This window comes from Serratia sp. JSRIV002 (genome assembly GCF_019968725.1).
In the GTDB taxonomy this organism is placed as follows: domain Bacteria; phylum Pseudomonadota; class Gammaproteobacteria; order Enterobacterales; family Enterobacteriaceae; genus Chania; species Chania fonticola_B.
Genome location: NZ_CP074143.1, coordinates 5,440,554 through 5,466,485 on the forward strand (window position 1 = coordinate 5,440,554; position 25,932 = coordinate 5,466,485).

General features: G+C 54.7%; 22 protein-coding genes. 12 read left to right on the forward strand and 10 right to left on the reverse strand.

Annotated features, from left to right (window positions below; all coding sequences use genetic code 11):
• Positions 1 to 32 precede the first annotated feature (32 nt).
• The 6 genes from gatZ to KGP26_RS25505 all read right to left on the reverse strand — a co-directional run bounded on the left by gatZ (position 33) and on the right by KGP26_RS25505 (position 6,885).
• Positions 33 to 1,322 carry a tagatose-bisphosphate aldolase subunit GatZ gene (gene gatZ, locus KGP26_RS25480; RefSeq protein WP_223664737.1) on the reverse strand — a complete coding sequence of 430 codons (1,290 nt, stop codon included), beginning with the start codon at positions 1,320 to 1,322 and terminating at the stop codon, positions 33 to 35.
• 85 nt (positions 1,323 to 1,407) lie between these two features.
• A complete protein-coding gene (locus tag KGP26_RS25485; protein WP_115159786.1) occupies positions 1,408 to 2,367 on the reverse strand; it encodes a sugar kinase in 960 nt (319 codons plus the stop codon).
• A 34-nt stretch (positions 2,368 to 2,401) separates the two neighbouring features.
• Positions 2,402 to 3,391, reverse strand: coding sequence for an ABC transporter permease (locus tag KGP26_RS25490; RefSeq protein ID WP_059199005.1), 990 nt, complete (start codon positions 3,389 to 3,391; stop codon positions 2,402 to 2,404).
• Positions 3,391 to 4,884, reverse strand: a complete 1,494-nt coding sequence (locus KGP26_RS25495; RefSeq protein ID WP_166733521.1) for a sugar ABC transporter ATP-binding protein — start codon at positions 4,882 to 4,884, stop codon at positions 3,391 to 3,393. The genes KGP26_RS25490 and KGP26_RS25495 overlap by 1 nt, the downstream gene beginning before the upstream one ends.
• A 187-nt stretch (positions 4,885 to 5,071) precedes the next feature.
• Positions 5,072 to 5,962: a substrate-binding domain-containing protein gene (locus KGP26_RS25500; protein ID WP_098929671.1), complete on the reverse strand. Its 891-nt coding sequence runs from the start codon at positions 5,960 to 5,962 to the stop codon at positions 5,072 to 5,074.
• A gap of 68 nt (positions 5,963 to 6,030) precedes the next feature.
• Positions 6,031 to 6,885 carry a tagatose bisphosphate family class II aldolase gene (locus KGP26_RS25505; RefSeq protein ID WP_021180778.1) on the reverse strand — a complete coding sequence of 285 codons (855 nt, stop codon included), beginning with the start codon at positions 6,883 to 6,885 and terminating at the stop codon, positions 6,031 to 6,033.
• Positions 6,886 to 7,287: 402 nt separating this feature from the next.
• Between KGP26_RS25505 and KGP26_RS25510 the strand changes: the two genes are divergently transcribed.
• From KGP26_RS25510 to fis, 8 genes are all read left to right on the forward strand, one after another.
• The gene (locus KGP26_RS25510; RefSeq protein WP_223664738.1) at positions 7,288 to 8,118 is read left to right on the forward strand and encodes a DeoR/GlpR family DNA-binding transcription regulator; all 831 of its coding nucleotides are present in this window, start codon (positions 7,288 to 7,290) and stop codon (positions 8,116 to 8,118) included.
• Between the two features lie 10 nt (positions 8,119 to 8,128).
• Positions 8,129 to 9,088 carry a sugar kinase gene (locus KGP26_RS25515; protein ID WP_071681558.1) on the forward strand — a complete coding sequence of 320 codons (960 nt, stop codon included), beginning with the start codon at positions 8,129 to 8,131 and terminating at the stop codon, positions 9,086 to 9,088.
• Between the two features lie 132 nt (positions 9,089 to 9,220).
• The gene (locus KGP26_RS25520) at positions 9,221 to 9,463 is read left to right on the forward strand and encodes a YhdT family protein (RefSeq protein WP_223664739.1); all 243 of its coding nucleotides are present in this window, start codon (positions 9,221 to 9,223) and stop codon (positions 9,461 to 9,463) included.
• Positions 9,453 to 10,898 carry a sodium/pantothenate symporter gene (panF, locus tag KGP26_RS25525; RefSeq protein ID WP_094981536.1) on the forward strand — a complete coding sequence of 482 codons (1,446 nt, stop codon included), beginning with the start codon at positions 9,453 to 9,455 and terminating at the stop codon, positions 10,896 to 10,898. The genes KGP26_RS25520 and panF overlap by 11 nt, the downstream gene beginning before the upstream one ends.
• A gap of 10 nt (positions 10,899 to 10,908) precedes the next feature.
• Positions 10,909 to 11,790: a 50S ribosomal protein L11 methyltransferase gene (gene prmA, locus KGP26_RS25530; RefSeq protein WP_223664740.1), complete on the forward strand. Its 882-nt coding sequence runs from the start codon at positions 10,909 to 10,911 to the stop codon at positions 11,788 to 11,790.
• A gap of 192 nt (positions 11,791 to 11,982) precedes the next feature.
• Complete coding sequence (locus KGP26_RS25535) at positions 11,983 to 12,717, forward strand: carbonic anhydrase (RefSeq protein ID WP_059199011.1); 735 nt, start codon at positions 11,983 to 11,985, stop codon at positions 12,715 to 12,717.
• Positions 12,718 to 13,072: 355 nt separating this feature from the next.
• A complete protein-coding gene (dusB, locus tag KGP26_RS25540; RefSeq protein ID WP_059199012.1) occupies positions 13,073 to 14,077 on the forward strand; it encodes a tRNA dihydrouridine synthase DusB in 1,005 nt (334 codons plus the stop codon).
• A complete protein-coding gene (gene fis, locus KGP26_RS25545; protein WP_000462905.1) occupies positions 14,059 to 14,355 on the forward strand; it encodes a DNA-binding transcriptional regulator Fis in 297 nt (98 codons plus the stop codon). Before dusB ends, fis begins: the two co-directional genes overlap by 19 nt.
• A 79-nt stretch (positions 14,356 to 14,434) precedes the next feature.
• Here the strand turns inward: fis and KGP26_RS25550 are convergent, their stop codons facing one another.
• Complete coding sequence (locus tag KGP26_RS25550) at positions 14,435 to 17,752, reverse strand: autotransporter domain-containing protein (protein ID WP_223664741.1); 3,318 nt, start codon at positions 17,750 to 17,752, stop codon at positions 14,435 to 14,437.
• Positions 17,753 to 18,115: 363 nt separating this feature from the next.
• Here KGP26_RS25550 and lpxP point away from each other — a divergent pair, with 363 nt between their 5' ends.
• Positions 18,116 to 19,036, forward strand: a complete 921-nt coding sequence (gene lpxP / locus KGP26_RS25555) for a kdo(2)-lipid IV(A) palmitoleoyltransferase (RefSeq protein WP_059199014.1) — start codon at positions 18,116 to 18,118, stop codon at positions 19,034 to 19,036.
• Between the two features lie 227 nt (positions 19,037 to 19,263).
• The gene (locus KGP26_RS25560; protein WP_094981542.1) at positions 19,264 to 19,953 is read left to right on the forward strand and encodes a CTP synthase; all 690 of its coding nucleotides are present in this window, start codon (positions 19,264 to 19,266) and stop codon (positions 19,951 to 19,953) included.
• A gap of 30 nt (positions 19,954 to 19,983) precedes the next feature.
• Here KGP26_RS25560 and KGP26_RS25565 read toward each other — a convergent pair whose 3' ends face one another.
• Both KGP26_RS25565 and KGP26_RS25570 read right to left on the reverse strand, forming a co-directional pair.
• Complete coding sequence (locus tag KGP26_RS25565) at positions 19,984 to 20,673, reverse strand: LrgB family protein (protein WP_021180789.1); 690 nt, start codon at positions 20,671 to 20,673, stop codon at positions 19,984 to 19,986.
• Positions 20,666 to 21,088, reverse strand: a complete 423-nt coding sequence (locus KGP26_RS25570; protein ID WP_059199016.1) for a CidA/LrgA family protein — start codon at positions 21,086 to 21,088, stop codon at positions 20,666 to 20,668. The genes KGP26_RS25565 and KGP26_RS25570 overlap by 8 nt, the downstream gene beginning before the upstream one ends.
• A 134-nt stretch (positions 21,089 to 21,222) precedes the next feature.
• Here KGP26_RS25570 and KGP26_RS25575 point away from each other — a divergent pair, with 134 nt between their 5' ends.
• Together KGP26_RS25575 and KGP26_RS25580 are read left to right on the forward strand one after the other, a co-directional pair.
• Positions 21,223 to 22,107, forward strand: a complete 885-nt coding sequence (locus tag KGP26_RS25575; RefSeq protein WP_094981540.1) for a LysR family transcriptional regulator — start codon at positions 21,223 to 21,225, stop codon at positions 22,105 to 22,107.
• Positions 22,108 to 22,359: 252 nt separating this feature from the next.
• Positions 22,360 to 24,087, forward strand: a complete 1,728-nt coding sequence (locus KGP26_RS25580; protein ID WP_223664742.1) for a SulP family inorganic anion transporter — start codon at positions 22,360 to 22,362, stop codon at positions 24,085 to 24,087.
• 36 nt (positions 24,088 to 24,123) lie between these two features.
• On the opposite strand, the gene KGP26_RS25585 is transcribed toward KGP26_RS25580, so the two are convergent.
• Positions 24,124 to 25,773, reverse strand: a complete 1,650-nt coding sequence (locus tag KGP26_RS25585; protein WP_021180793.1) for a Na+/H+ antiporter — start codon at positions 25,771 to 25,773, stop codon at positions 24,124 to 24,126.
• Positions 25,774 to 25,932: the final 159 nt, after the last annotated feature.

Genomic DNA, 25,932 nt, shown 5'->3' on the forward strand with positions numbered 1-25,932 from the left:
GGTGTTTTTTTATTGGGGCTGGGGTCTCTGCCTCAAAGCACGTTTAGCGCCTCTTCCTGCCGCTCATTACACCCATAGGCATACGCACGCAATACTTCCTGGATCTTGTCGATCATCAGGCTATGTGGGTCACCAGCACACTCGCCAGCCATCAGGCGTGGAAATTGCAGCGGAAAATACTGGCTCAGCATACCCAACGGAATGGTTACCCCGCTCAGGTTTGCCACCAGCTTGTCGATGGCCGCGCTGATGCGCGCTTCAGGCCAGTAATAGCGGATCCGATCGGACAGGCTGTAGTGCAGATCGATCATCGCCTTCGAATGACGCGGATCGTAATACTTCTTCCAATACTTGGGCTCATCCTGCATCACGCTGTCGATCACCGCCAGCACGTGGCTCTGCTGTTCTGCGGCGATCAGCTCCTTCTCGATCAGCGCCAGGCTGAAGATCGCCTCACGCAGGGCAAAGGTCAGCGCCGGGCCGACTTTCAGGATCGCAAAGTGATCGCGCACCAACTGGCGGAACGCTTTCGGGGTTTGATAATCCGTAGAATGGGCCTCAAACACCAACGGCGTTGACTCAATCATGGCGGAAAGCTGGCGCGCCTGTTCCGGCTGGTAGTGGATCACCGTGGAATGGTCGAACTCGACTCCCGGCTGTACCACCAGCCCCACCACCCTTCCCATGGCCTGATCCAAACCTAAGCGAGCAAACGCCTGCCGATGCGTCTCGATGGTCTCGGCGGCATCCTGTGGCCGCGTGACGTGCACCTGAGCGATAGCGTGGCTTTCACCACCAGGAACCGGCACTTCCGTACCTATCACGTAGCTCAACGCCTGCCGCTGCTCAGGAGTGGCCACAGCTTCAGCCACCGCACATAGCCGTGCCGCACGCTCTGCCACCACCGTTGGCGGCAGAGGAACCGGATCGTCCGCGCAGGACATGGAAGCATCCAGATGAATTTTACTGAACCCGGCCTGAACGTAATCGGTAATCAGGCGTTCAGCTTTCTCCATCGCCAGCCCAGCCGGTTCATCCTGCCAACAGTTAGGCCCAAGATGGTCACCCCCCAATATCAACCGTGATTGTGGGAAACCCACCTTGGCGGCAATGGCATACACAAACTCGCGGAAATCCGCCGGTTTCATTCCGGTGTAACCGCCGAATTGGTTCACCTGGTTGGAGGTGGCCTCAATCAATACCTTACGCTGGCTAGCCAGGTCAAAACGCAACGTGGCCTCGATCACCAACGGATGTGCCGAGCAAACCGAACAGATGCCAATATGCTTGCCGCTTTTATGCTGCTTAATAATAGATTTCATACTTTTGGCCTCATTTACCCGTCGCCTTTCAAGTCACAGGGTAAGCAATGTCCTGAACTGAATATTCAGGACGTTGGAATGTTATTTACAGCGCGCCGACCGGCACGGTCCGTTGTTGCTGCAAAAATGCGTCGATCTCGGCGAAAGTGGAGGTGCCTTCCATTGGCCCACGCCGGGTCACCGCCAGCGCGCCGCAGGCATTGGCATAGCGCAGCGCCTGGGAAACGCCGTGCCCCTGCAACCGGCAAGCAATATAAGCGCCGCCAAAGCAGTCGCCTGCCCCGGTCGGATCAACCTCGTCTACGGCATAGCTGTCGACATGCAGGGTTTCATCCGCCGAATAATAGCTCGCCCCTTTACTGCCGCGTTTCACCACCACTTCTTTAATGCCGTCCTTCAGGTAGCGAGCAATCGCCTCATCCAGCGTGGTTTGGGAGGACAGCAGCATCACTTCGCCTTCACTCGGCATATAGATATCGGTCAGCTCCAGCACGTAATGCAGCGCATCACGCATCTCGGGGATATTGAGCATTTCCTTGCGGATATTCGGATCGAAAGACAAGGTGCCGCCGTTCGCTTTGACGATCCCCGCCGCCTTCTTCACCGCATCCACCATATGGAAGGAAAACAGCGATGAACCCATGATGTGGAAGTGCTGGCAGTCCTGCAGCAGTTCGGCGTTCACATGCTCGGCCGATAATTTCCCACAGGCTGCGTTCTTGATATTGAAAATAAAATCGCGATCGCCGTTGGAGTGGTAAGTAACAAAGGCGCTGCCGGTCGTCTCATGCGGCAACACACGGATGCCGCGCGTGTCCACTCCGTCAGCCTTTAGGCGTTCGATATTCAGCGTGCCGAAGCCGTCGTTACCCACGCAGCTGATAATGCCGCACTGCCCGCCCAGCTTGGTCACCTGGTCGATAAAAATCGCCGGGGCACCGCTGGGGAAAGGACCATTCCATAAGCCTGGATGGGTAAAAGATTGGCCAACCTTATCGGCCATGATCTCAACCAGGATCTCGCCGATGGTATAAATTTTTCTCATTGTCCCGTTCCTTATACAAATCTGCCTGTGATCGTTAGCCACGTTTCTTCTTGTTTCTGACGTCGACATACACCGCGATAAGGATCACCAGCCCCTTCACCACCATTTGATAGAAATAAGGCACGTTCATTAAATTCATACCGTTGTTGATGACCCCGATGGTCAGCGCGCCGATCATGGTGCCGATCACCGTGCCGTAGCCGCCATTCAGGCTGGTGCCCCCCAACACGGCGGCGGCAATGGCATCCAGCTCATAGCTCAGCGCGGCGTTAGGCTGGCCTGAATACAGCCGTGAAGCCAGGATCATGCCGCTGATGCCCGCCATCACGGCGGTGATCATAAAGACCTTTATTTTCAGCGCAGAAACGTTAATCCCCGAATAGATCGCGGCCTCTTTATTGCCGCCGGTGATATAAATTTTGCGGCCAAAGGTGGTTTTCGACAGGATGAAGTGGTTGACGATCAGCAACACCAACAGGATCCAGATGGGGATCGGGATATAGAGGAACTCGCCGTTACCCAGCGCCAGAAACGCCTCGTTTTTGATCATGATCGGCGTGCCGTCGGTGACGATATAGGCGATGCCCCGGAAAATGCCCATCGTCGCGACGGTAACGATAAACGACGGGATACCGGCCATCGCAGTCAGGCTACCGTTAACCAGGCCCAACACCAGCGCGGCCATAATCGACAGCGGGATCACCAGAATAAACGGGATGCCAAACGACAGGCCGAGTGCGGCAAAGGTCCCCACCAGTGCAATGGTTGACCCCACCGAAAGATCGATATCCCCCAGCAACAGCACGTAAGTCATGCCATAGGCGGTGATGGCAATGATCGAGACCTGCAAAATAATATTGGTAATATTATTTACGCTCAGGAAACTGTCGTTGATCACGCTGAACAGGATCACCAAGGCCACCAGGCCCGCCAGTATGCCGCCGTACTGTTTGGCGGCTTTTGCCAGTTTCCCTGGCCCGTTGAACGCCGAATGGCCCTCGGCGGCCAGCACTTTATCGCTCATTATTTCACTCCTGTTGCTGCGGTCATGACCTGGGTTTGCGTGAGTCCATCGGTGGCAAAAACGTCGGCGATCTGCTTGGCGCGCATCACCACCAGCCGATCGCTGAGCGCCATGACTTCCGGCAGTTCGGAAGAGATCAAGATAATGGCAGTGCCCTGTGCAGCAAGCTGGCGTATGACGTTATAAATCTCGAACTTGGCGCCAACATCCACGCCGCGCGTTGGCTCGTCGAGAATTAAGATGCGTGGCACCTTTTCCAACCATTTCGACAGCACGATCTTTTGCTGATTGCCCCCGCTCAGGGTGCTGACCAGTTGATGTGGCGAGCTGACCTTGATGTTCATCCGCCGGATTGCCTGCTGGGTTTTCGCCTCTTCGTGCTTATGGTTGATCAGGCTGGAGCCCGCATACTGAAAGGCCACGTGATGGGTGTTCATGCTGACGTCATGCATCAGCACCAACCCCTCCTCCTTGCGGTTTTCCGTCACGAAGGCGATGCCATGCTCTATCGCCTGCTTTGGATTGCGAATAGTGACTACCGCCTCATCGATGCGAATTTCACCTTGATAGCCAGTCAGGCCAAAAATTGCCTTCATCACGTCTGAACGCCCCGATCCCACCAGCCCAAAAAAGCCCAGCACTTCACCTGCACGCAGTGAGAAATGGATATCGTGAAACAGTTTGTCCTGCGAAAATTGCCTGACTTCCAGCACCGGCACTTGCTCCGCTGAAGGAGGTTCGCCGATGCGTGGCGGGTAGATATTGGTCATTTCGCGGCCAACCATCTGGGCAATCAGCCGGTGAATATCGGTTTGGTGTTTATCATGGGTGGCGATGAACTCGCCGTCACGCAGCACCGAGATATCGTCAGATACCCGCATGATCTCATCCATGCGGTGCGAGATATAAATCACCGCGCAGCCGCGCTGTTTCAGCTTGTCGATAATGCCAAACAGGATGTCCGCCTCGTTATCGCTCAGGGACGACGTGGGTTCATCCATGATCACGACATCCGCCGGGTAACTCAGCGCCTTGGCAATCTCTACCAGTTGGCGCTGGGCCATCGACATGGTGCCGACAATTTGCTGCGGATCGAGCGGAATGGCCAAGTCCGCCAGCAGGCGCTGGCAATCATTCACCATCTGACCATCGTTAATAAAACCAAAACGGGTTGGCTCATTATTGGCATAGATATTCTCTGCTACGCTCATATTATTGCTCAGGCTCAGCTCCTGAAAAATAATCGCGATACCCAACTTTCTGGAATGCTGGGGGTTGGCAATAGTGACGCTCTGCCCTTTGAGTCGTATTTCTCCTTTGGTCGGCGGATAAATGCCTGCCAATATTTTCATTAACGTGGATTTACCGGCGCCATTTTCGCCGAGCAGCGTATGGACTTTACCTTTGCGTATTTTCAGGCTGACATTTTTTAATGCATGAACATGGCCGAAACTTTTGGCTATTTCCGTTACCGCCAGCACCGTATCCGTCATGATTTCCTCCACCCAAATAGCCCTCACCCTAACCCTCTCCCACAGGGAGAGGGGACCGATCGAGTTCGCTGATTTCTCTGCGTAATACCCTGCCTTTCTTATTACTCCCTACTTTCCGAAGCTGTATGGGCTAACTGCATACTCCGGACAGCGCCCTCTCCCTGTGGGAGAGGGCTGGGGTGAGGGGCTATTTACCGGTGTAAACACCAGGTGCGACCGGGATCATTTTCGCTACAGGTTTACCATTCAAATGGTCGACGGCGGCATCAATTGCCTTGGCTCCCATTTGGTCTGGGTATTGGCGGATAACTGCCACGAAGGTCTTGTCGCTGTCGACGGCGTCGCGAGCCTCTTTCATCCCGTCGAAACCGATGATCTTGATATTGTCGTTACGCGCGGATTTGGCGGCGATCACCGCAGCCAGCGCGGCATCATCACCAAAACCAAACAGGCCGTTCAGATCCGGGTGTGCCTGCATCATGTTCTGCGCCACGGTTAACGCTTCCGCCCGGGTGATGCCGGTTTGGATCGCCACAATCTTCACGTCAGGCGTATCGGCCAGCCCTTTCTTGAAGCCGTCCACACGTGCCACTACCGATTGCAGCGCTGGGTAATCGATAATCGCTACCTTGCCTTTACCGTTGAGCAGTTTGCCCATCAGCTTGCCCGCTTCGACACCACCGGCGTAGTTGTCGGTAGCCACGTGAGTGACCACCGGCACGCCCTCGGCGGCCACATCAACGGTAATCACCGGAATACCGGCTTTCTCCGCTTTGATAATCGCCGCCTGTACGCCTTTGGAATCCACCGGGGAAATAATAATGGCGTCGACCTTCTTGGTAATAAAGTCTTCTACGTCGGAGAGTTGTTTATTCAGGTCCTGATTGGCAATGGAAATATTCAGCACCACGTCGTCTTTCTTGGCTTCCGCTTTCATTGCGTCGGCCAGATCAATATAGAATGGATGCTGTTGCGTCAGCAGCGATGCGCCAATTTTATATTCCTTGGCTAACGTTGCCTGCGAAAATACGGCCAGACCGATGGCCAGCACGGAGCCTAATACCTTTAATTTATGCATGATCTATCCTCAGTTTTTATTATTGCCGCTTGGTTTTTCTTACTGTTTTGTAGGGAACTTATTAATATTTACAGCTGACCTTCACAACCACATACGCCAATCACTTTTTCCACCACCCGTTGCATGGCGCTTTTCGCTGGCTGCATATAATGGCGCGGGTCATTGGCATCAGGATGCTGGTGGAAATACGCTTTCAGGGCATCCGAGAAAGCGATTTTCAGCTCGGTCGCCACGTTGACCTTGCAGATGCCTAAACTGATACAGCGGCGGATATCGCTATCGCTCAGGCCGGAAGCCCCGTGCAACACCAGCGGCACTTCAACGCGATCGCGTATCTGTTCCAGGCGGGCAAAATCCAGCTTGGGTTCGGACTGGTACAGGCCATGCGCGGTACCGATAGCCACCGCCAGCGAATCGATCCCGGTACGGGCAACAAACTCCACCGCCGCCTCTGGAGAGGTATAGATAGCGTCTTTCCCTTCCACGATCAGGTCATCTTCCTGCCCTCCCAGGCGGCCTAACTCTGCCTCAACGCTAGCGTCGTAGCGGTGGCTGTACTCTACGATTTGTTTGACCAGTGCCACGTTTTCTTCAAAAGGAAAGTGAGAGCCGTCGATCATTACGGAACGGATCCCGGCGTTGATCTTATGGAAGATATCGGCGGGTTCTTCGTGATGATCCAAATGCAGCGCCAGCGGGATCTGATACTCGTGCGCCAGCGCCTTGACGATCATGATGATGTTTTCCAGCCCGCCGTAGCGGTAAGTGCCGGTCGTTCCCGCCAGGATCACCGGCGAACGATACTGTGCAGCGGTTTCGACCACCACCTGCAAGGTTTCCAGGTTGTGGATGTTGAATGCCGGCACCGCGTACCCTTGCTGCTGCGCTTTCTGCAGCATGTTTTTGCTTGAAATGATGTACATCGATTCTCCTCGATCCCGCACCTGATACCGCAGTCGGTAATTACAAAATGAAAATTTAGTTAGATAAACTTTTCAAGTGAAACCGAATATAGAGATAAAATGCGCAAAAAAGCGTGACAAGGATCGAAGATTATCAAATAACTTTCAAAACGTAACTTAACCAGATGGCAATTACGAAACATAAGGCATGTTCCGGTATTTGCGCGCTTAAGATCGCCATGCCACGGGTATACCCCCATCTACGAATAGCAGATAACAATATGAATAATAGTAAAAATATATGCTTTCACGCCCATCCATCGCAGACTTTCAAAATAACGAAAGCCTGCGTGGGTATTACTTTCAATTAGAAAGTATGAAGGATATAGTAGCCCCTATTACCGTTTAACGATGGGGGCGAATGTGCCCAGAAAGTCATCTAACCTGCTGAAACGCAGATTGAAAATTGCTGAAATCGTCGGCCTGCAGGGGGAGATCAAGGTCGAAGATCTTTCTGCCCAGTTGGGGGTTTCCGGCGTGACGATCCGTGGCGATCTCAGCTACCTTGAACAACAAGGCTACCTCAAGCGATCCTTTGGCGGAGCCATTGCAACCCCAATACAGCCGTTGGCGGCACCGATCGAGCCAGGGCTCGCAGTAGCCCCGCTCACGCTGGCTAACCAGTTGGAAATCGCCCGCCACTGCGCCAGGATGATTGCCGATCGCGATACGCTGTTTCTCGGCCACGGCGACATCTGCCGCAAAATCATCCCGTTCCTGAGCGGCCTGAAAAAGCTGCGGCTGATCGTCAATGACCTACAGCATGCGATCCTGGCCGATCAGTTTTTGGACGGTGAAATTATCGTCGCAGGTGGGGAGTTGATCCGCTCACATACCGCGCTCAGCGGTAAAGCGCTGGATAATGTGATCCAACAGTTCACCATCAACCACTGCATTCTCGAGGCCAGCATTACGGACAGCTCCGGCATCCTGAATATCGACCAGCCGCTGTTGGCGTCCCACTACCAGCGCTGCCTGGACAAGGCGCAGAATAAAACCGCCATCATTACCCATTTGCCCATTCAGGCCAGTGCGATCGGGACTATCGGCCACCTCAGCCAGGTGGATAATCTGGTGACCAACCGTGGCGTGAATGAACATTATCAGCAGCAATTATTCGAATCCGACTTCAGCATCCGCTACACCAATAACGAATGTTTTACCTGGGCCAACCGGGAAACGATCGGGGAATAAAGGGGCACTTATGTCAGTTAGCATCTGCACGATGGGTGAGTTACTGGTTGAATTCCTTTCAAAAAATTATAATCAGGGATTCACTCAGCCAGGCGAGTTTCTTGGGCCGTTCCCCAGCGGGGCACCGGCTATCTATGCCGCTCAGGTGGCGCGGCTTGGCTTTGGCTCCACGCTGTTTGGCTGCGTGGGCAACGACGATTTTGGCCGCCTGAATATCGAGCGCCTGCGTCTGGAAGGCGTGATCACCGACGGCATCAGCGTGATCGACAAGGCCCCGACCGGCACGGCGTTTGTCAGCTATCGCAACCCGTTGGAACGCGATTTTATCTTCAATATCCCCAACAGCGCCTGCGGCTTCTTTACCGCCGACCATATCGATCTGGGCTTGCTGAACCAGTGCCAGCATTTCCACATTATGGGTTCTTCGCTGTTCTCATTCCGCATCATCGATGCCATGCGCCGGGCGATCCAGATCGTCAAGGCCAATAAGGGGACGGTGTCGTTCGATCCCAATATTCGCAAAGAGATGCTCAATATCCCGGAGATGAGCCAGGCCTTCGATTACATCCTCGAATATACCGATATCTTCCTGCCGAGCGAGGGAGAAGTGCACCACTTTGCCAGCAGCAAAAATCAGCAGGAAGCGGATATCGTGCAGGAACTGTTGGCCAGCGGCGTGAGCCATATCGTGATCAAGCGGGGCCAGAAAGGGGCCAGCCATTACCAGCAACAGAACGGCCAGACGCAGGAGCTACACACTCCAGGCTATAGCAGCAAGATGGTCGATCCGACCGGAGCAGGCGACTGCTTTGGCGCTACCTTTGTCAGCCTGTTCCTGTCCGGCTTCAGCGCAGAAAAAGCGTTGCAGTATGCCAATGCCAGCGGTGCCCTGGCGGTGTCCCATAAGGGGCCGATGGAAGGGTTATCCAGCCTGGCGCAGATCGAGCACTTTATTGCACAACAGGCGTAAATCCCATCAACCGGCCAGCCTTTGGCCGGTTTTTTTATCCCGATTGCCCACATAACGGCTTGGCAAAACCGTCCCTTGTCGTAAAATCCCCTCCTTTGCCAATCCATAACCGTAAACCCCTTGGAGGCACGGATGGAACAACGCTTTGTTCAAGCTAACCGCGAAGCACGCTGGGCACTGGGCCTGACGCTGCTTTACCTGCTGGCCTGGTCGCTGGCGGCCTACCTGCCGGACAACAATGCCGGGATCACCGGGCTGCCACACTGGTTCGAAATGGCCTGCCTGCTGGTGCCGCTGCTGTTTATTGGCCTGTGCTGGCTGATGGTACGCGGCATCTTCCGCGATATCCCCCTGGAGGATAGCGATGCAAACTGAGGTCATTCTGCCGCTGGTTGCCTACCTGTTGCTGGTGTTTGGCCTTTCGGTGTATGCCTATACCCGTCGCCAAAGCGGTAACTTCCTGAGTGAATATTTCCTCGGTAACCGTTCGATGGGCGGCTTTGTGCTGGCCATGACGCTGACCGCCACCTATATCAGCGCCAGCTCGTTTATTGGTGGACCGGGTGCCGCCTATAAATACGGCCTTGGCTGGGTGCTGCTGGCGATGATCCAACTGCCCGCCGTGTGGCTTTCACTTGGCGTGCTGGGGAAAAAGTTTGCCATTCTGGCACGGCGCTACAATGCCATCACCCTTAACGATATGCTGTTCGCTCGCTATAAGAGCCGTTTGCTGGTGTGGCTAGCCAGTCTAAGTCTGTTGGTCGCCTTCCTTGGGGCGATGACGGTCCAGTTTATCGGCGGCGCACGTCTGCTCGAGACTGCGGCGGGCATTCCTTACGACACCGGCCTGCTGATATTTGGTATCAGCATTGCGCTGTACACCGCGTTTGGCGGCTTTCGTGCCAGCGTACTGAACGATGCCATGCAGGGGCTGGTGATGCTGATAGGCACGATATTACTGCTGGTTGCGGTGATCCACGCGGCGGGCGGCTTGCACAGCGCGGTTGATAAGCTGCAACAGATCGATCCGGCGTTGGTCTCACCGCAAGGCGGCGATCAGATCCTCAGCCTGCCGTTTATGGCTTCGTTCTGGATCCTGGTGTGCTTTGGCGTAATTGGCCTGCCGCACACCGCCGTGCGCTGTATCTCGTATAAGGACAGCAAAGCCGTGCACCGTGGCATTATCCTCGGCACCATCGTGGTGGCAATTCTGATGTTTGGTATGCACCTTGCTGGCGCCCTGGGCCGTGCGGTACTGCCAGATCTGAAGATCCCCGATCAGGTGATCCCAACGTTGATGATCACCGTGCTGCCGCCGTACGCCGCAGGGATCTTCCTGGCCGCACCGATGGCAGCGATCATGTCGACCATTAATGCGCAACTGCTGCAATCCTCTGCCACCATCATCAAAGACCTCTATCTGGGCGTACGTCCTCTGCAAATGAACAATGAGAAGATGATCAAACGCTTCTCCAGCCTGACTACGCTGATCCTCGGATTGCTGGTGCTGCTGGCCGCATGGCGTCCGCCAGAAATGATCATCTGGCTGAACCTGCTGGCATTCGGCGGCCTGGAGGCCGTATTCCTGTGGCCGTTGGTGTTGGGCCTGTACTGGGAACGTGCCAACGCGCAAGGTGCCCTTAGCTCAATGGTCACCGGTGCGTTATGCTATACGCTATTAGCCAGCTTCGGCCTGCAACTGGCCGGATTGCATCCTATTGTGCCTTCGCTGTTACTCAGCCTGTTGGCGTTTTATCTCGGTAACGTCTACGGCGAAAAACGCCAGTTGGCGTCGTCCTTATCTTCTTGAGAGAATTGTTATGCCTTGGATCCAACTAAAACTGAACACCACCGGCAGCCAGGCAGAAGACCTGAGCGATGCGTTGGTTGAAAGCGGCGCGGTGTCGGTCACCTTTCAGGACACCCACGATAATCCGGTATTTGAACCGCTGCCGGGTGAAACCCTGCTGTGGGGCGATACCGATGTGATCGGCCTGTATGATGCCGAAACCGATATGGCCGAAGTGGTCGCCATACTGGAACAACACCCGTTGCTGGGCAACGGTTTCCGCCACAAAATCGAACAGTTGGAAGATAAAGACTGGGAACGCGAGTGGATGGATAACTTCCACCCAATGCGTTTTGGCGAGCGCCTGTGGATTTGCCCAAGCTGGCGTGACGTGCCCGATCCAGACGCGGTGAACGTCATGTTAGACCCAGGCCTGGCGTTTGGTACCGGCACACACCCGACCACCGCGCTTTGCCTGCAATGGCTGGATGGATTGGATCTGGCTGGTAAAACCGTCATCGACTTCGGCTGTGGCTCCGGCATCCTGGCGATTGCCGCATTAAAACTTGGTGCCGCCCGCGCCATTGGCATCGACATCGATCCCCAGGCCATTCAGGCCAGCCGCGACAACGCACAGCGTAACGGCGTTTCAGAGCGTCTGGAGCTGTGTCTGCCAAAAGACCAACCGGCCGATCTGTTGGCCGATGTGGTGGTGGCGAACATTCTCGCTGGCCCGCTGCGTGAACTGGCACCGTTAATCAGCGACCTGCCAAAATCCGGCGGCTATCTGGGCCTGTCAGGCGTACTGGCGACTCAAGCCGCCAGCGTAGCCGAAGCCTACCAGGATAAGTTCAACCTCGATCCGGTGGCCGAGCGCGAAGAGTGGTGCCGCATCACCGGCCAACGCAACTAGTTACATTTTCCCCGCCTGCCAAAAACCATCGGAAATTTAATCAGTTCCGGTGGTTTTGTTCTTTTCCTAAGGATCCGCCAGTTTATCCCGGCACTTGCTGGGGGTATTCTCCTGCTCGGAGTGAAGGTAGCCCGCAGCATATGAGCCGCCCACCCAGGATAATTGGTATTTTCATTGGACAAGGATTAGGAAATGAAAGGAAAAATGTTGCTTGCCGCCCTGTTGGCCGCCAGCTTCTCTATCGGTGCCGCAGAGCATGCTCATTGGGGCTATGAAGGCCAGGAAGACCCGGCGCATTGGGGCAAGCTTTCACCCGATTTTTCACTGTGTGAAACCGGTAAAAACCAGTCCCCGGTCAACATCCAGGGCGCGCTGAAAACCCAGCACGGCAAACTTGAGCTGGCTTTCCAGCCGGGCAAACAGCAAATCGTCAACAACGGGCACACCATTCAAGTCAACGTCAGCGAAGGTAACACCCTACGGCTGGATAACGACACCTTCACGCTGCAGCAGTTCCATTTCCACGCCCCGAGCGAAAACGAGATCGACGGCAAGCAGTTCCCACTGGAAGCGCACTTTGTCTACAAGGACAAAGACGGTGCCCTGGCGGTGCTGGCCCTGATGTTCCAGCAAGGTAAAGCCAATCCGCAACTGGCGCAGGCCTGGCAACAAATGCCTACCGCCGTCGATCAGACCGCCGTGCTGAACAAGCCGTTGGATATCAAAGCGCTGCTGCCGAAACAGTTTAACTTCTACCGCTTCAGCGGTTCACTGACGACGCCCCCCTGCTCCGAAGGGGTCAGTTGGTTGGTGCTAGATCAGCCTGTAAGCGCTTCTGCCGAACAAATCAGTCAATTCCACTCGGTAGTGCACCATAACAACAATCGTCCGGTACAGCCGCTCAACGGCCGCGTCATCGTCGATTGATTCTTGCCTGCGTCAACTGCCGCTGCCCTCACTGGGGTGGCGGTAATTCCCAGCATCATTCTTGCCGATTTGTCAAAGTATTAAGCTGAGAATGTTACAAATAACCTGATGTTACGATCTGTTATTACCGGCGCGTAAAGATAAAATCCTGTCGTTAGTGGAATATTTTAGCGCACAAAAATCAAGCAAAATCACACAACCAATTGTTAAATAAACATAATATTTTTACCAATGGAGGATAAGCGCACTTTTATTGCCCAATAACTGTCGATTGGTTAAAGTTTGGCCTTTCATCTGAATGAAAAAATGCGTAATATACGCGCCCTTGCGGACACAGTATGGTCAGTCTTTGTCTATGCGCATTGGACACCACCAGTTAACAAATTGCCTGATTGCGGCCCCGATGGCCGGCATCACAGATCGCCCATTCAGAACCTTATGTCATGCAATGGGTGCTGGGATGGCTGTATCCGAAATGCTCTCCTCCAACCCGGAGGTGTGGCGCACGGATAAGTCACGTCTACGTATGGTACATAGCGATGAACCAGGGATCCGTTCCGTGCAAATAGCCGGATGTGATCCTGATGATATGGCCGCCGCGGCGCGCATTAATGTGGCCAGCGGTGCACAGATCATCGACATCAATATGGGGTGCCCAGCCAAGAAAGTGAACCGGAAGCTTGCAGGGTCTGCGTTACTGCAGTACCCGGATCTGGTTAGACAGATCCTCCTCGCGGTGGTTAACGCGGTGGATGTGCCGGTAACACTTAAGATCCGAACCGGCTGGGAACCAGAGAACCGTAACTGTGTAGAAATTGCCCAACTGGCCGAAGATTGTGGTATACAGGCCCTGACGATTCATGGCCGAACCCGTGCCTGCCTGTTCAACGGCAACGCGGAGTACGACAGCATTCGGGCAGTTAAGCAGAATGTTTCCATTCCGATTATCGCGAATGGCGACATTACTGACCCGCATAAAGCCAGAGCAGTGCTCGACTACACTGGGGCTGATGCCCTGATGATAGGCCGTGCTGCTCAGGGGAGACCCTGGATCTTCCGGGAAATCCAGCATTATCTGGACACTGGGGAGCTGCTGCCACCGATGCCACTTGGCGAAGTGAAGCGCTTGTTAATAGGGCATATTCGGGAATTGCACGGCTTTTACGGCCAAGGCAAGGGATTCCGGATTGCTCGAAAGCACGTCTCTTGGTACTTACAGGAGCATGCCCCTAATGACCAGTTTCGGCGCACATTCAACGCCATAGAGGATGCCAGCGAACAGCTGGAGGCGTTGGAGGCATATTTCGAAAATCTTAGCGTAAAAAAAGAGCTGACAGAACTATGTTCGAACAACGCGTAAATTCTGACGTACTGACCGTTTCAACCGTGAACTCACAGGACCAAGTGACTCAAAAGCCTCTGCGTGACTCGGTTAAGCAAGCACTGAAGAACTATTTTGCTCAACTGAACGGTCAAGACGTTAACGATCTGTATGAGCTGGTACTGGCTGAAGTTGAACAGCCACTGTTGGACATGGTGATGCAGTACACCCGTGGCAACCAGACCCGCGCTGCCCTGATGATGGGGATCAACCGCGGTACACTGCGTAAGAAATTGAAAAAATACGGCATGAACTGATAACAATCAGTTAAGATGTTGAAAAAAGGCGCTTTTACCTCATTCGGTAAGCGCCTTTTTCTTTTATCATACTGGCCTGTCAGAAACGCCAGGTGGCCGACAGGTTACCTGCTACCGAGTCATAGCCAGAACGGAACAGATCGCTCTCTACCCCCAAGCCCAGCTCCACATCCCTATTGATTTGGTAACGAACCCCGGCTTTCACCCCCATGGAGTCACGCCCAGTCACCTGATTCTTGTTGCTGAAGCTTGCCGCCCGATAGTTGGCGAAAGAGGCTTCTTGCGACACATCGCCATCCAACAACTCATGATCCCAGGTAAGTTGCAGATCGGCAGCAATAGCCGCGCCCGAAGAGAGCGGAAGCTCCCAACTGCTGTTGACCCCAATGCTGGAGCGCAGAGAATCATAAGTGCTCGAACCTAGCGCCAGGCGGCTACTGTCGTTGCCCGCTTCCGTCACGCTTGGGCGATGCAGGGTTGTGTAATTCAGTGCGGCCACAGGGCCAGCGCTCCATTGGTCATTCAACGCCCAACGATAACCGCCACCAGCAGCAACAGAACCCGCCAGGCCGGTCCAACTGGCATGTTGGCTCGCTTGATAAGTCTCGACGCTGATGCTGCGATCCAAACGGCTATCTTCAATGCCAAACCGGCCATTGCCGAATAAATACATCCCCGCTTGCCGATCGGCGGCATAACGAGCCTGGATACCCAGATCGAAAGCCGTGGTTTTACCGCTGGCGTTCTCCGGTGATTTGACCGTTACCGATTGTCCACTGACCGCACCATGGAAGCCATAAACCCAGTCGCTATTCTGTTCGCTGCGCTTGTCTGCACCAAAGACTATGCCGTAGCTGCTGGCATCATAGCCAACCTGACTACCCTGGCGCTGCTGCCAGAAACCGCCACCAAAGGGTATGGCAAAACTATGCCATTCGCCTGCAACCTGCTGCTCTGGCGTGGTGGGATGAGATCCGCTGACGATCCGCGTAATCTGTTGTTCGCGATTAAGAGAACTGGCGAACATCGCACTGTAGGCTGCGGGCGAAAGTTGCTGCAAAGCGCTGCTGATGCTCCGTCCGTCGACAGCAGAGAAGTCCAATGTGCGGTACAACGGCTGGATGTCTGCACCCGCGCCAGACACAATGTGGTCCAGCGCCTGGCCAACCTGCCGCGCATTGCTGTCCTGGGCATACTGGCTGTAGGCGTTGTCTGCACGCAACATCGCGAGTTGCCAACGATCCTCACCCTGCGGCGTTGCCTGCAAGGCCAGCGTAGGCGAACTGAGTAACCCGTCCACCGTGCTGAACTCTCCGCTATGCGAGGTGGCTTTCAGCATCTCGCCCGAATCCAGCCGCCAGTCTGCCGCATACCAGTCTGGCTGCGGTGCGAACGTCAGTTGACCGTTGAATTCAGCATGGCCATTGACCACCAAGGTATCGTGTCCACCACGGCCATCGACCTCTAACAGCAACTGCCCATTCTCGCCCTGTTGATAGAGACCCGTGACCTCGATTTGCCCTAGCGAATTACCTGGCGCGAGGATACCGTCATTCACAAAGCGGCCCGCCGGGTTCAAGGTATAATCGCTGTTGCCAGCCAGCGTGGAGCCTGGTGCGATAGACATGCTGTAAATCTGGTGGTGGCCATTAAGCGAAGTTATCCCCCCGCGAGTGCTCAGCGCCAGATTGTCGATACCTTCAATATTTCCCCGATAGTTGAACCGGAAACTGGGGTCTGCCTGATCGGTGGCCTGCCCTTGCAAATTGGCCAGGCGCCCAAAGGTAAACTGGGTCAGGCGCTGCTGGCCATGATCATCCAACTGGTTATAATCCGAGTAGATATTCCCTTCCAACTGGGCACCATTTAACAGATTGATATGGTTGACCAACGCGTTTTGCGAGATATACATCGCCGCACCTTTAGCGGCAACCCGGCCGCTAATATCCGCATTATTGACCAGCGCCCCCTGTAGCTCTGGCAATAATGTTGCAGCCTCCCCGCCAACATAATGTATCCAGGAGCCCCGGTAATCCACATCGTTGCCCAGCAGGTTGTTGCCAAAATCAAAACTGAGGGCAACGCCATTAGCGCCTAGCGCTTGAACATCGCCTCGCTGAATTAGATTATGGTTCTTACCATAAGCAAACATCACGCCGCGGCCATTCATCCCGTCGGCGTAGACGCGAGTGCCAGGCTCAACGTTCAGCGTGTTGTTTTGCCCATCGATACGAATACCTGCCCCACCGGCGCCCTGCGTTAACAGATCCGCTTGCTGGGAGATGTGATTGCTACTGCCGTAAACATGTAAGCCAACGCCCAATGTCGCGGTATTATACTTCCCCGTGATGTAGCCATCGCCCTGCTTGTTACGTAAAAAGTAACCGTGTCGATTAACCAGCGTCTGCCCATCACCGTAGAGCGAAAAGCCGAAGAAATTACGCCGATCGATCTGATAATCCATGTCCTGCAATAACGCCAACTCGGCTTCCATAAACGTGGTGTAGTTGCGGTAATTCTGATGGCTCATCATGCTGTTTTTCAGCTCAATGTGGCTCATATAGTTATCGTCAACCGAGCCATCGTCAGCCAACATTCTCACCGGAATACCAGGCATGGCCCCCGCCAGCACTTCATCCACGTGTTTACCTGCGAAATACCCCTTATCAAGGCGCACATCAAAACCTTGCGGATCCCAGGCGTTATTGCACCCTTCGCAAAGTATGACCTGACCGGGGCGTGCCGGATTTCCATTGTCATCGCGCAGATGTGCAGTCCAGGAACCGAAAGGCATATCGGTGTCAAAAGCTGGGGTAAATGTCCCTTCCCCAGCCCAATCGGTGGCCATATTAGAAATACCCAGCCCATGAGCCAGTTCATGAACGGCAACGCTGACCAGATCCGTTTTTCCGGAGCGAGGTAATTGCGCAGGGACATAGGGAATATGGTCAAAATCCATTTTTCCCATGATAAATTGGCCATGAGAACCGAAGGTTAACTCGCCGGTATCAATACCGTTCAAAGCCCCCTGCAATTGGGTAATGGTGATTACACCATCGGTGACCGATTCGCTGGAGCCTGCAGCGTTCACCTCATCAAAAGTACCTACGTTGATGATGGCAGGCAATTGATCGGGTCTGGGGGTAATGACTTCAGCCCAATACCGCATGGCATCCAGTATTTTGGCTTTCTGCTGGTAATTCAGATCCCAGGTGGACTCAATTGGCTGTGGATAGTCCGGCATAAAAGGGCCATCACCCACATCAAAGAAACGTACCTGGAAGACGGCAACATTATTCGTGTTATAAACCAGGTAACTGTCTGCGGCGTAGCTAGGGTGACTGGCGAAAAAACTGGTTAACGCCGCGGTGATCAAAAGCTTTTTCAAATTAACCATCCTTGTGTACAAATGAAAGGAAATATTTCCTTCCAGTATAGAAGGACATACCTCGTTTAAACAAAGAATCAACATAACTAACAAGAAATACCCAAATAGCCCCCGGATAACCCTTTGTGGACGTATCACCCCCCCACTCTCACGCCCACGTTTTGTGTGGTATAATCGTGAGTACGAGAGCCCCCTTCGCTGGCGAGCAGCCGTCCTTCCGAAGTCTGATAGCAGTGCGAACCGCCCTTCGAATGTAAAGGTTTAGTCAACGGCTAAACGATCGTCATGACTGGGTGTCAGAGTATGGTATCGCTATTGAGTCGCTTCTTTATGCGCTACAGGTTTCTACCCCATTTCGCATACAGAGTTGATATGAAGCGTCCACAAACTTTTAAACGTGCATTACTGCACCCTCGCTACTGGCTTACCTGGTTTGGTCTGGCGGTACTGTTCCTGCTGGTTCAACTACCCTATCCCCTGCTGCACAAGCTCGGTGGCTGGATGGGCCGCACCTCTATGCGCTTCCTGAAACGCCGCGTGTCGATCACCCGCCGCAATCTTGAACTGTGCTTCCCGGAGATGGACGAAGCACAGCGCGAACGTCAAATTATCGGTAATTTCGAATCCCTCGGCATGGGCCTGCTGGAAACCGGCATGGCCTGGTTCTGGTCAGACAAACGCGTGAAACGCTGGTTCAACGTGAGCGGCATCAACCACCTGAAACAAGCTCAGCAAAATGGCCGTGGCGTGCTGGTGATTGGCGTGCATTTCATGTCGCTGGAGTTGGGCGGCCGGGCGATGGGCCTGTGTCAGCCGATGATGGCCATGTATCGCCCACACAACAACAAGGCGATGGAATGGGCACAAACCAAAGGCCGCATGCGCTCTAACAAAGCCATGCTGGATCGCAAGGATTTGCGCGGCATGGTGCAAGCCCTGAAGCGCGGCGAAGCCGTATGGTTCGCTCCCGATCAGGATTACGGCCCACGTGGCAGCGTGTTTGCCCCGCTATTTGCCGTCGATCAGGCCGCCACCACCAGCGGGACATTTATGCTGGCCCGCATGGCTAAACCGGCCCTGGTACCGGTCGTACTCATCCGCCGCCCGAAAGGCTGTGGCTACGATCTGCTGATCCAACCGGCGTTAGAAGACTACCCAATCGACGATGAAGTGGCCGCCGCCGCCTACATGAATAAAGTGGTAGAAAAAGAGATCATGCGCGCTCCGGAGCAATATCTGTGGCTGCACCGCCGCTTCAAAACGCGCCCGACAGGTTCGCCTTCACTGTATTAAATTCGCTTTCTGGAAGGTGATGTTGATCAGTCGTGGTCGGCAATCCCCCCTCACCCCAACCCTCTCCCACAGGGAGAGGGAGCCGTACGGAGCCGAAATCAGGTACGGCAGTCAATCTGTAGCCCCTATCAATCCCTCGCGCATTTTGTGCTCTCCTTTGAAAAATTCACAGACCCGTTTTTAACTCTGCTGTAACATCCTTTTTTACCCGCTCAGGAAAAGAAATGATGAAAACGCAGGTTCGTCTTGCTCTGATTGGTGATTACCGCAGCGAAGCCGTTGCCCACCAGGCCATCCCCGTCGCTCTCCAACTTACCGCCTCACACCTCGATATTGATATCCAATCCCAGTGGCTCCCCACAGAATCTTTGACCGATGTCTCTGTCCTGCAGGATTATGATGCTATCTGGGTGGTCCCTGGCAGCCCCTATCGCAACGATGGCGGCGTCTTTATGACGATCCGCCATGCTCGCGAGCAGAACATCCCCTTTCTAGGGTCTTGCGGTGGGTTTCAATATGCGGTGGTGGAATATGCACGCAATGTGATGGGTTGGCACGATGCTGGCCACGCGGAGACCGATAGCGGGGGCCGCTTGGTGATCGCACCGCTGAGCTGTTCACTGGTTGAGAAAACCGGCACCATCCTGTTTCAGCCAAACACGCTGATCGCCCGCGCCTATGGCAAGCTGGAGACTCACGAAGGCTATCACTGTAACTTTGGTGTTAACCCTGAATTTGTGGCGGATTTGGAGCAACACCCACTGATCATTAGTGGGCATGACATTGAAGGCGATGTGCGCTCGGTGGAACTGCCAGGGCACCGTTTTTATGCCGCTACCCTATTCCAGTCAGAACGTGCAGCGTTACGTGGGGATCTTTCCCCACTGATTGTGGCCCTGATCCAGGCCGCTCGATAAGCCTTGCCGGGGGCTAACCCAGCCCCCTGATTACCACATTAACCGGCCAATCAAGGGTGCCCCGATCACCGTGATAATCCCCGCCAACATCATCACCAGGCTAGACACCACCCCTTCCTGCTGGCCTATCTCATAGGCTCTGGCGGTACCGGCACCGTGGGAAGAAGCACCAAACCCCGCCCCTTTCGCCAGACCGCTGCGCACCGACAGGCGCAGGAACAGAATATCGCCTACCGCCATGCCAAACACGCCGGTGATCACCACAAACAGTGCCACCAAATCGGGTTGCCCCCCCATCTGCTTCGCCGCTTCCAGCGCGAACGGCGTAGTGATAGAACGCACCGCCAGGCTGCGCTGCACTTCATCCGGTAACGTCAACCAACGGGCCAGCCACACCGAGCTGTAAACGGCTACCACCACTGCGGTAAGCACCCCGGCGCTGAGAGAAAGCCAATGGCGGCGGATAATATGCAGGTTTTCATATACCGGCACGGCAAAAGCGATGGTTGCTGGGCCAAGCAGCCACAGCAGCCAGTGCGTTTCACCGATATAGCTCTGATACGAGATATGCGTCACCACCAGCAATAGCACCAATACCATCGGCGTCAGCACCAATGGCATCAACAGCAGGCTACGGCGACGGCGATAGAGCCGTTTATTGGCAAAGTAGAGTACCAATGTCACCACCAGGCAGGTGATGCTGAGGATCACGTCATTCATTACGCATTTTCCGCCGTTGCAGCCAGATCTCGAAGCGATAAACCCGATCCACCACCAACCCGGTCGCTCCCAGCGTCAGCATGGTGCTGATGGCAATCACCAGAAAAATCTTCCAGCCTTCCACCATCAACAGTTGGGCATAGTTCACCACCGCCACCACCGCTGGCACAAAAAACAGCAGCATTTCGGCCAGTAACCAACGCGATCCCGCTTTTACCCAGTTGAGCGGCAAAATGCGCAGCAGGATCAGCGCCAACATCATCAACATCCCCACGATATTGGCGGGCAAAGGCAGATGAAACAGTTGCACCAGCCGATCGGCAAGCAGGAATAACAAGGCATATAGCACTACCTGGATCGGCACCTGTAAGCGAGTCAGCAAAGCAGGCGCAGCACGGCGTAACGCCAGAGACATGAAAGCAACCTCAGAAAAAATCAAGGCTTACAGTATACGCAGCCGGGAAACCCTGCCTGAAATGAATTAAAATTATCAACATCATGCCGTAAGGGAATAGTTTCCCGGCGGCACCGCCTTCAGGAGAGCCCAAAGTGGATGTCCGCACCCTGCGTTATTTTGTGGAAGTGGTCCGCCAGCAAAGTTTCACCCGCGCGGCCGAGAAGCTGTTTGTTACCCAACCCACCATCAGCAAGATGTTGCGCCATCTGGAAGATGAGTTGGAGTGCACACTGCTGGTACGTGAAGGGCGCAAGCTGCACCTCACCGACAGCGGGCAGGCGGTTTATCAGCGCGGCCTGGCGATCCTCGATGAGTTCCGCCAGTTGGAGGCCGAACTGGAGGACATCAGCTCGGTGAAAAAGGGGGTGCTGCGGCTGGGTATTCCACCGATGGTCGGCAGGCAGATCGCCGGTTTGATCCGTCAGTTCCGCCAGACCTATCCGGGGATCGAACTGAAGATCTCCGAACTGGGCGGCCTTTCGGTCGAACAGGCGGTGTTAACCGGAGAATTGGATCTGGCGATGACGATACTGCCCGCAGTCTCTGACCAGCCGTTGACCTTTTTGCCCCTGCTAAGCCACCCGATGTGCGTAGTTGTGCCAAAGACGGCACACTGGCTCAACCGCACCAGCATCGCGATCAATGAGCTGGCCGAGTGGCCAATCCTGATTTATAACGAAGACTTCACGCTGTATAAAATGCTGATGGCAGCCTTTCAGCAGGCGGGCTTCGAACCCAAGATTGCCGTACGCAGCGGCCAGTGGGATTTTCTGGCAGCGATGGTGCAGGCCGGAGTGGGAATTGCCACCTTACCGGAGCCAGTCTGCCAATGGCTGGATAAAGAAAACCTGATCTGGCTGCCGCTGGAGCCACGTATGGAGTGGCAAGTGGGGCTGATCTGGCGCCAGGGCAGCTACCTTTCTCACAGCGCCCAGGCCTGGATTGCCTGCTGCCGGGAGTACTGGCCTCAGCCTTGATAGTCTTCTGTTTTCCCTCACCCCAACCCTCTCCCAAAGGGCGAGGGAGCCGATTCAGAGCGCCTATCAAGTAGCGTGATCAATCTGTGGCCCGTAAAGTCCCTCTCATTGCATAACGGCAGCAAATTCACGTCATAATCCCCTGCTATACTTCGGCTAATGCTCACCCAAAGTCACAAAAAAACCGCTGATTTACTCTTCCGGCCAACGAAAGAGACAGCATGCCCCTTTATTCAGCCGGATGGAAAAGATATGCAGCGGAAATCCCTCCAAAGTATCGCGCCTGGCCTGATGAACCTGCTCGCTTACGAGCGTAGCTGGTTGAAACCTGATATCCGCGCTGGCCTCTCGGTGGCGGCAGTGGCATTACCGGTGGCGATTGCCTACGCCGAGCTGGCTGGCGTGAGCGCCATCGTCGGGCTTTACTCCTGTATTCTACCGATGATCGCCTACGCCATTTTTGGCTCATCGCGTCAGTTGATCGTCGGGCCTGATGCAGCCACCTGCGCGGTCATCGCCGCAGTAGTCACTCCTCTAGCGGCTGGCCATACCGAGCTGCACTGGCAATTGACCATCGTAATGACCCTGATGATGGGAACCTGGTGCCTGATTGCCAGCCGCTTCAAGCTGGGAGCCATTGCAGACCTGCTGTCACGCCCGATCCTCAATGGATTGCTCAACGGCGTGGCGCTTACGATTATCGTCAATCAGATCAGCAAGATATTCGGGTTTGCCTCGTCCTCCAGCGAGCTGATTGAACGTATTTACGCACTGCCGGTTAACTTACTCAACAGCCATTGGCCCACGGTGCTTATGTCACTGCTGACGCTGCTGATCCTGATTGGCGTCCACTACACCCGGCCTAACTGGCCTGCACCGCTATTCGCCGTATTGCTGACAACGGCGTTGACCTGGGCGGCTAATTTGCCGCATTTTGGCATTGAAACGGTTGGGGGCTATACCGGTGGCGGTTTGCCCATGGTGTCATGGCCTGATTTTAAACCCGGGCTGCTGCGCGATCTGGTGATCCCGGCGCTCAACCTTGCCGTAGTCAGCTTTGTCAGCATGATGCTGACCACCAGGAGCTTTGCGGCAAAGAATGGCTACGAGGTTGACGCCGACAGCGAGTTTCGCGCACTGGGGCTGGTGAATATCGTCTCCGGGCTTTCGCAGGGGTTTGCCATCAGCGGTGCCAACTCTCGTACCGCCGTTAATGATGCCAACGGCGGAAAAAGTCAGTTGGTCTCGGTGATTGCCGCGCTGGCGATCGCTTTGGTAGTGGCATTTTTTAGCGAGCCGCTGCAGTTTATCCCCATCCCGGTGCTCGGCGTGGTGCTGATTTACGCCTCTTGGTCACTGCTGGATATGCGCAGCATTTTCCGGTTGCGCAAACGCAACCGCCCCGCGTTCTATCTGGCGCTGTTTACTTTCTTGAGCGTGCTGCTGGTAGGGATCATTCCCGGCATTGGGCTGGCGGTGTTGCTGGGTCTGTTGCAGTTTCTACAGACGGTTTTCCGGCCAACCGAACAGCTACTGGGGGTCAATGCAGACGGTATGATCCATTCGCTGGGTAAGAGCAACGGCGTCCAGCCTGTCGATGGCGTCATTATGTACCGCTTTAATTCGCCGTTGACCTATTTTAACGTTGCCTACTTCAAGCGGCGGATCACCACTCTGGTAAATGGAGCTCCGGGCCATCCACGTTGGGTGGTTATTGACGCGGTGGCCAGCTTCACCCATGCGGATATTAGCGTGTTAGCCGCTATCGAGGAATTGAAGCGGGATTTGCAACTACGGGGGATCGGCCTGGTGCTCGCAGGCCGCCGTACCGAGCTGACACGCTGGTTTCGCCTGGATCGCTCCGGCAGCAAGGAGAATAAACTGATCCTGGTTCCCGATCTGTATCTGGCGTTGAAGCTGATCCAAAGCAAGGAGAGTAAAGCGCAAGGGGATCGAGATGCCGAAGCCTTGGCTGAATAAGATAGGGGCCGCATAGCGGCCCCCGTAAAGATGTGGTTAGCCTTCTCGCTCAACCAGTAAGGCTTCCAGCAGATCGAGATCGTGCAGCAGTTTTTGCAGCGTCTCGTTGCTGATTTTTTGCGTAGCGCGTAGGTGATAAAGCTCACCACGCTCCGCCCGCAAGGCGGTCAAACGAAAACGCCGCTCGAGATTTTCCAACGCCAGCGCATTTTCGATATCGTCTTTACTGGCAATACGCCGCCGCAACATTCCGGTCACCCTGGAACTGACCTCTTTGAGCACCTGCGGATCGAGGTTTTCCTCGGTGTCGGCCACCAGCCGCTCTTCCATCTTGTTGATGCTCTCAATCGCCACCTCGGCAGCCATGGCAATCGCCATGCGCTCTTCGGTCTTGCTGGCGCTCTTGTCTGCGACATGCACCCCGCGCAGCAATAACGGCAACGCCAGTACGCCAACGATCAGTGACAGCAAGATCACCCCGGCGGCGATAAACACCAGCTGATAGCGCGCCGGGAAGGCGGTGCCATCGCTAAGTAACAGCGGGATAGAGAGCACACCAGCCAGCGTAATCGCCCCACGCACGCCAGCGAAAGAAGCAACCCACAGCTCACGTATGCTGTAATCGCCAAACTGTAGAGGGCGCTTTTTCATAAAGCGATTACTGGCCTTTTTCATTACCCACAGCCAGCTGAAACGCAGCACCAGCAGCGCGGCGTAGATAATCGCCACGTCGGTGAACAGATACCAGGTCTCGATAGTCGGATCCAGTTCAGCCTGCACAATCGAGGTTTCCAAGATCCCCGGCAGTTGCAGCCCCAACATGATGAACACCATGCCGTTGAACACGAACTCCAGCATCGCCCAGACGCTGTTAGCGCGCAAACGCATGGCCAGCGGTGCGTTACGGATCACGCCAGACTGGCTGATGGTCATCCCCGCCGCGACGGCAGCCAGGATGCCGGACACGCCGATATGTTCGGCAATCAAATAGGAGGCAAAGGGTAACAGCAACAGCAGCACAATCTGCGTGGCCGGATCGTCTCCGCTCCAACGGCTCATCACGCGCAGCGATTTACTGTAGGTCCACGTCACCGCCACACCGGCCAGCAGGCCACCGATTGCCACCTTCAGGAACTCCATAGTGGCGCCACCGACGGTAAACACCATGGTCCCCATTGCCACCGCGATGGCAAATTTTAACGATACCAGGCCAGAAGCGTCATTCATCAACGCCTCACCTTCCAGCACACTCATGATACTTCTTGGGATACGCCCTTTACCGACGATACCGCCCAGAGCCACGGCATCGGTAGGAGACAATACTGCCGCCAGCGCAAACGCGGCGACCAGCGGGATCCCTGGTACCATCAGGTAAATGAGATAACCCACGCCGACAACGGTGATCAACACCAACACCAGGGCCAACCCCAGGATTTCACGCCCGTGGTGCAAGAATTCACGGGTAGGCGTTTTCCATCCGTCGGCAAACAGCAACGGTGGAATAAACAGCACTAAAAACAGTTCGGGGTCAAAATCAACGTGCAACCCGAAATGCGGCCAGGCCAGCAAGGCCCCAATGGCAATTTGCATCAAGGGTAACGGGATCTGGAACGGCAACATGCGTGTTACCACCCCAGACAGGGAGACCACCAGGATCAAAATGAGGATTGTAAAAAATATTTCCATGCTTTCCTTAGACTCTTAAGTTCAGATCACCAAAGCGCGCGGGTAACAGTGTCCGAATAGTAGATCACTTTTTTTCTCAGTTATAAAGCTTGTTGTGCCTTTCAAAACACGTCGCAGAAAAGGGGAAGAATAGTCTTAAGGAAATGAACGACGGGGCCA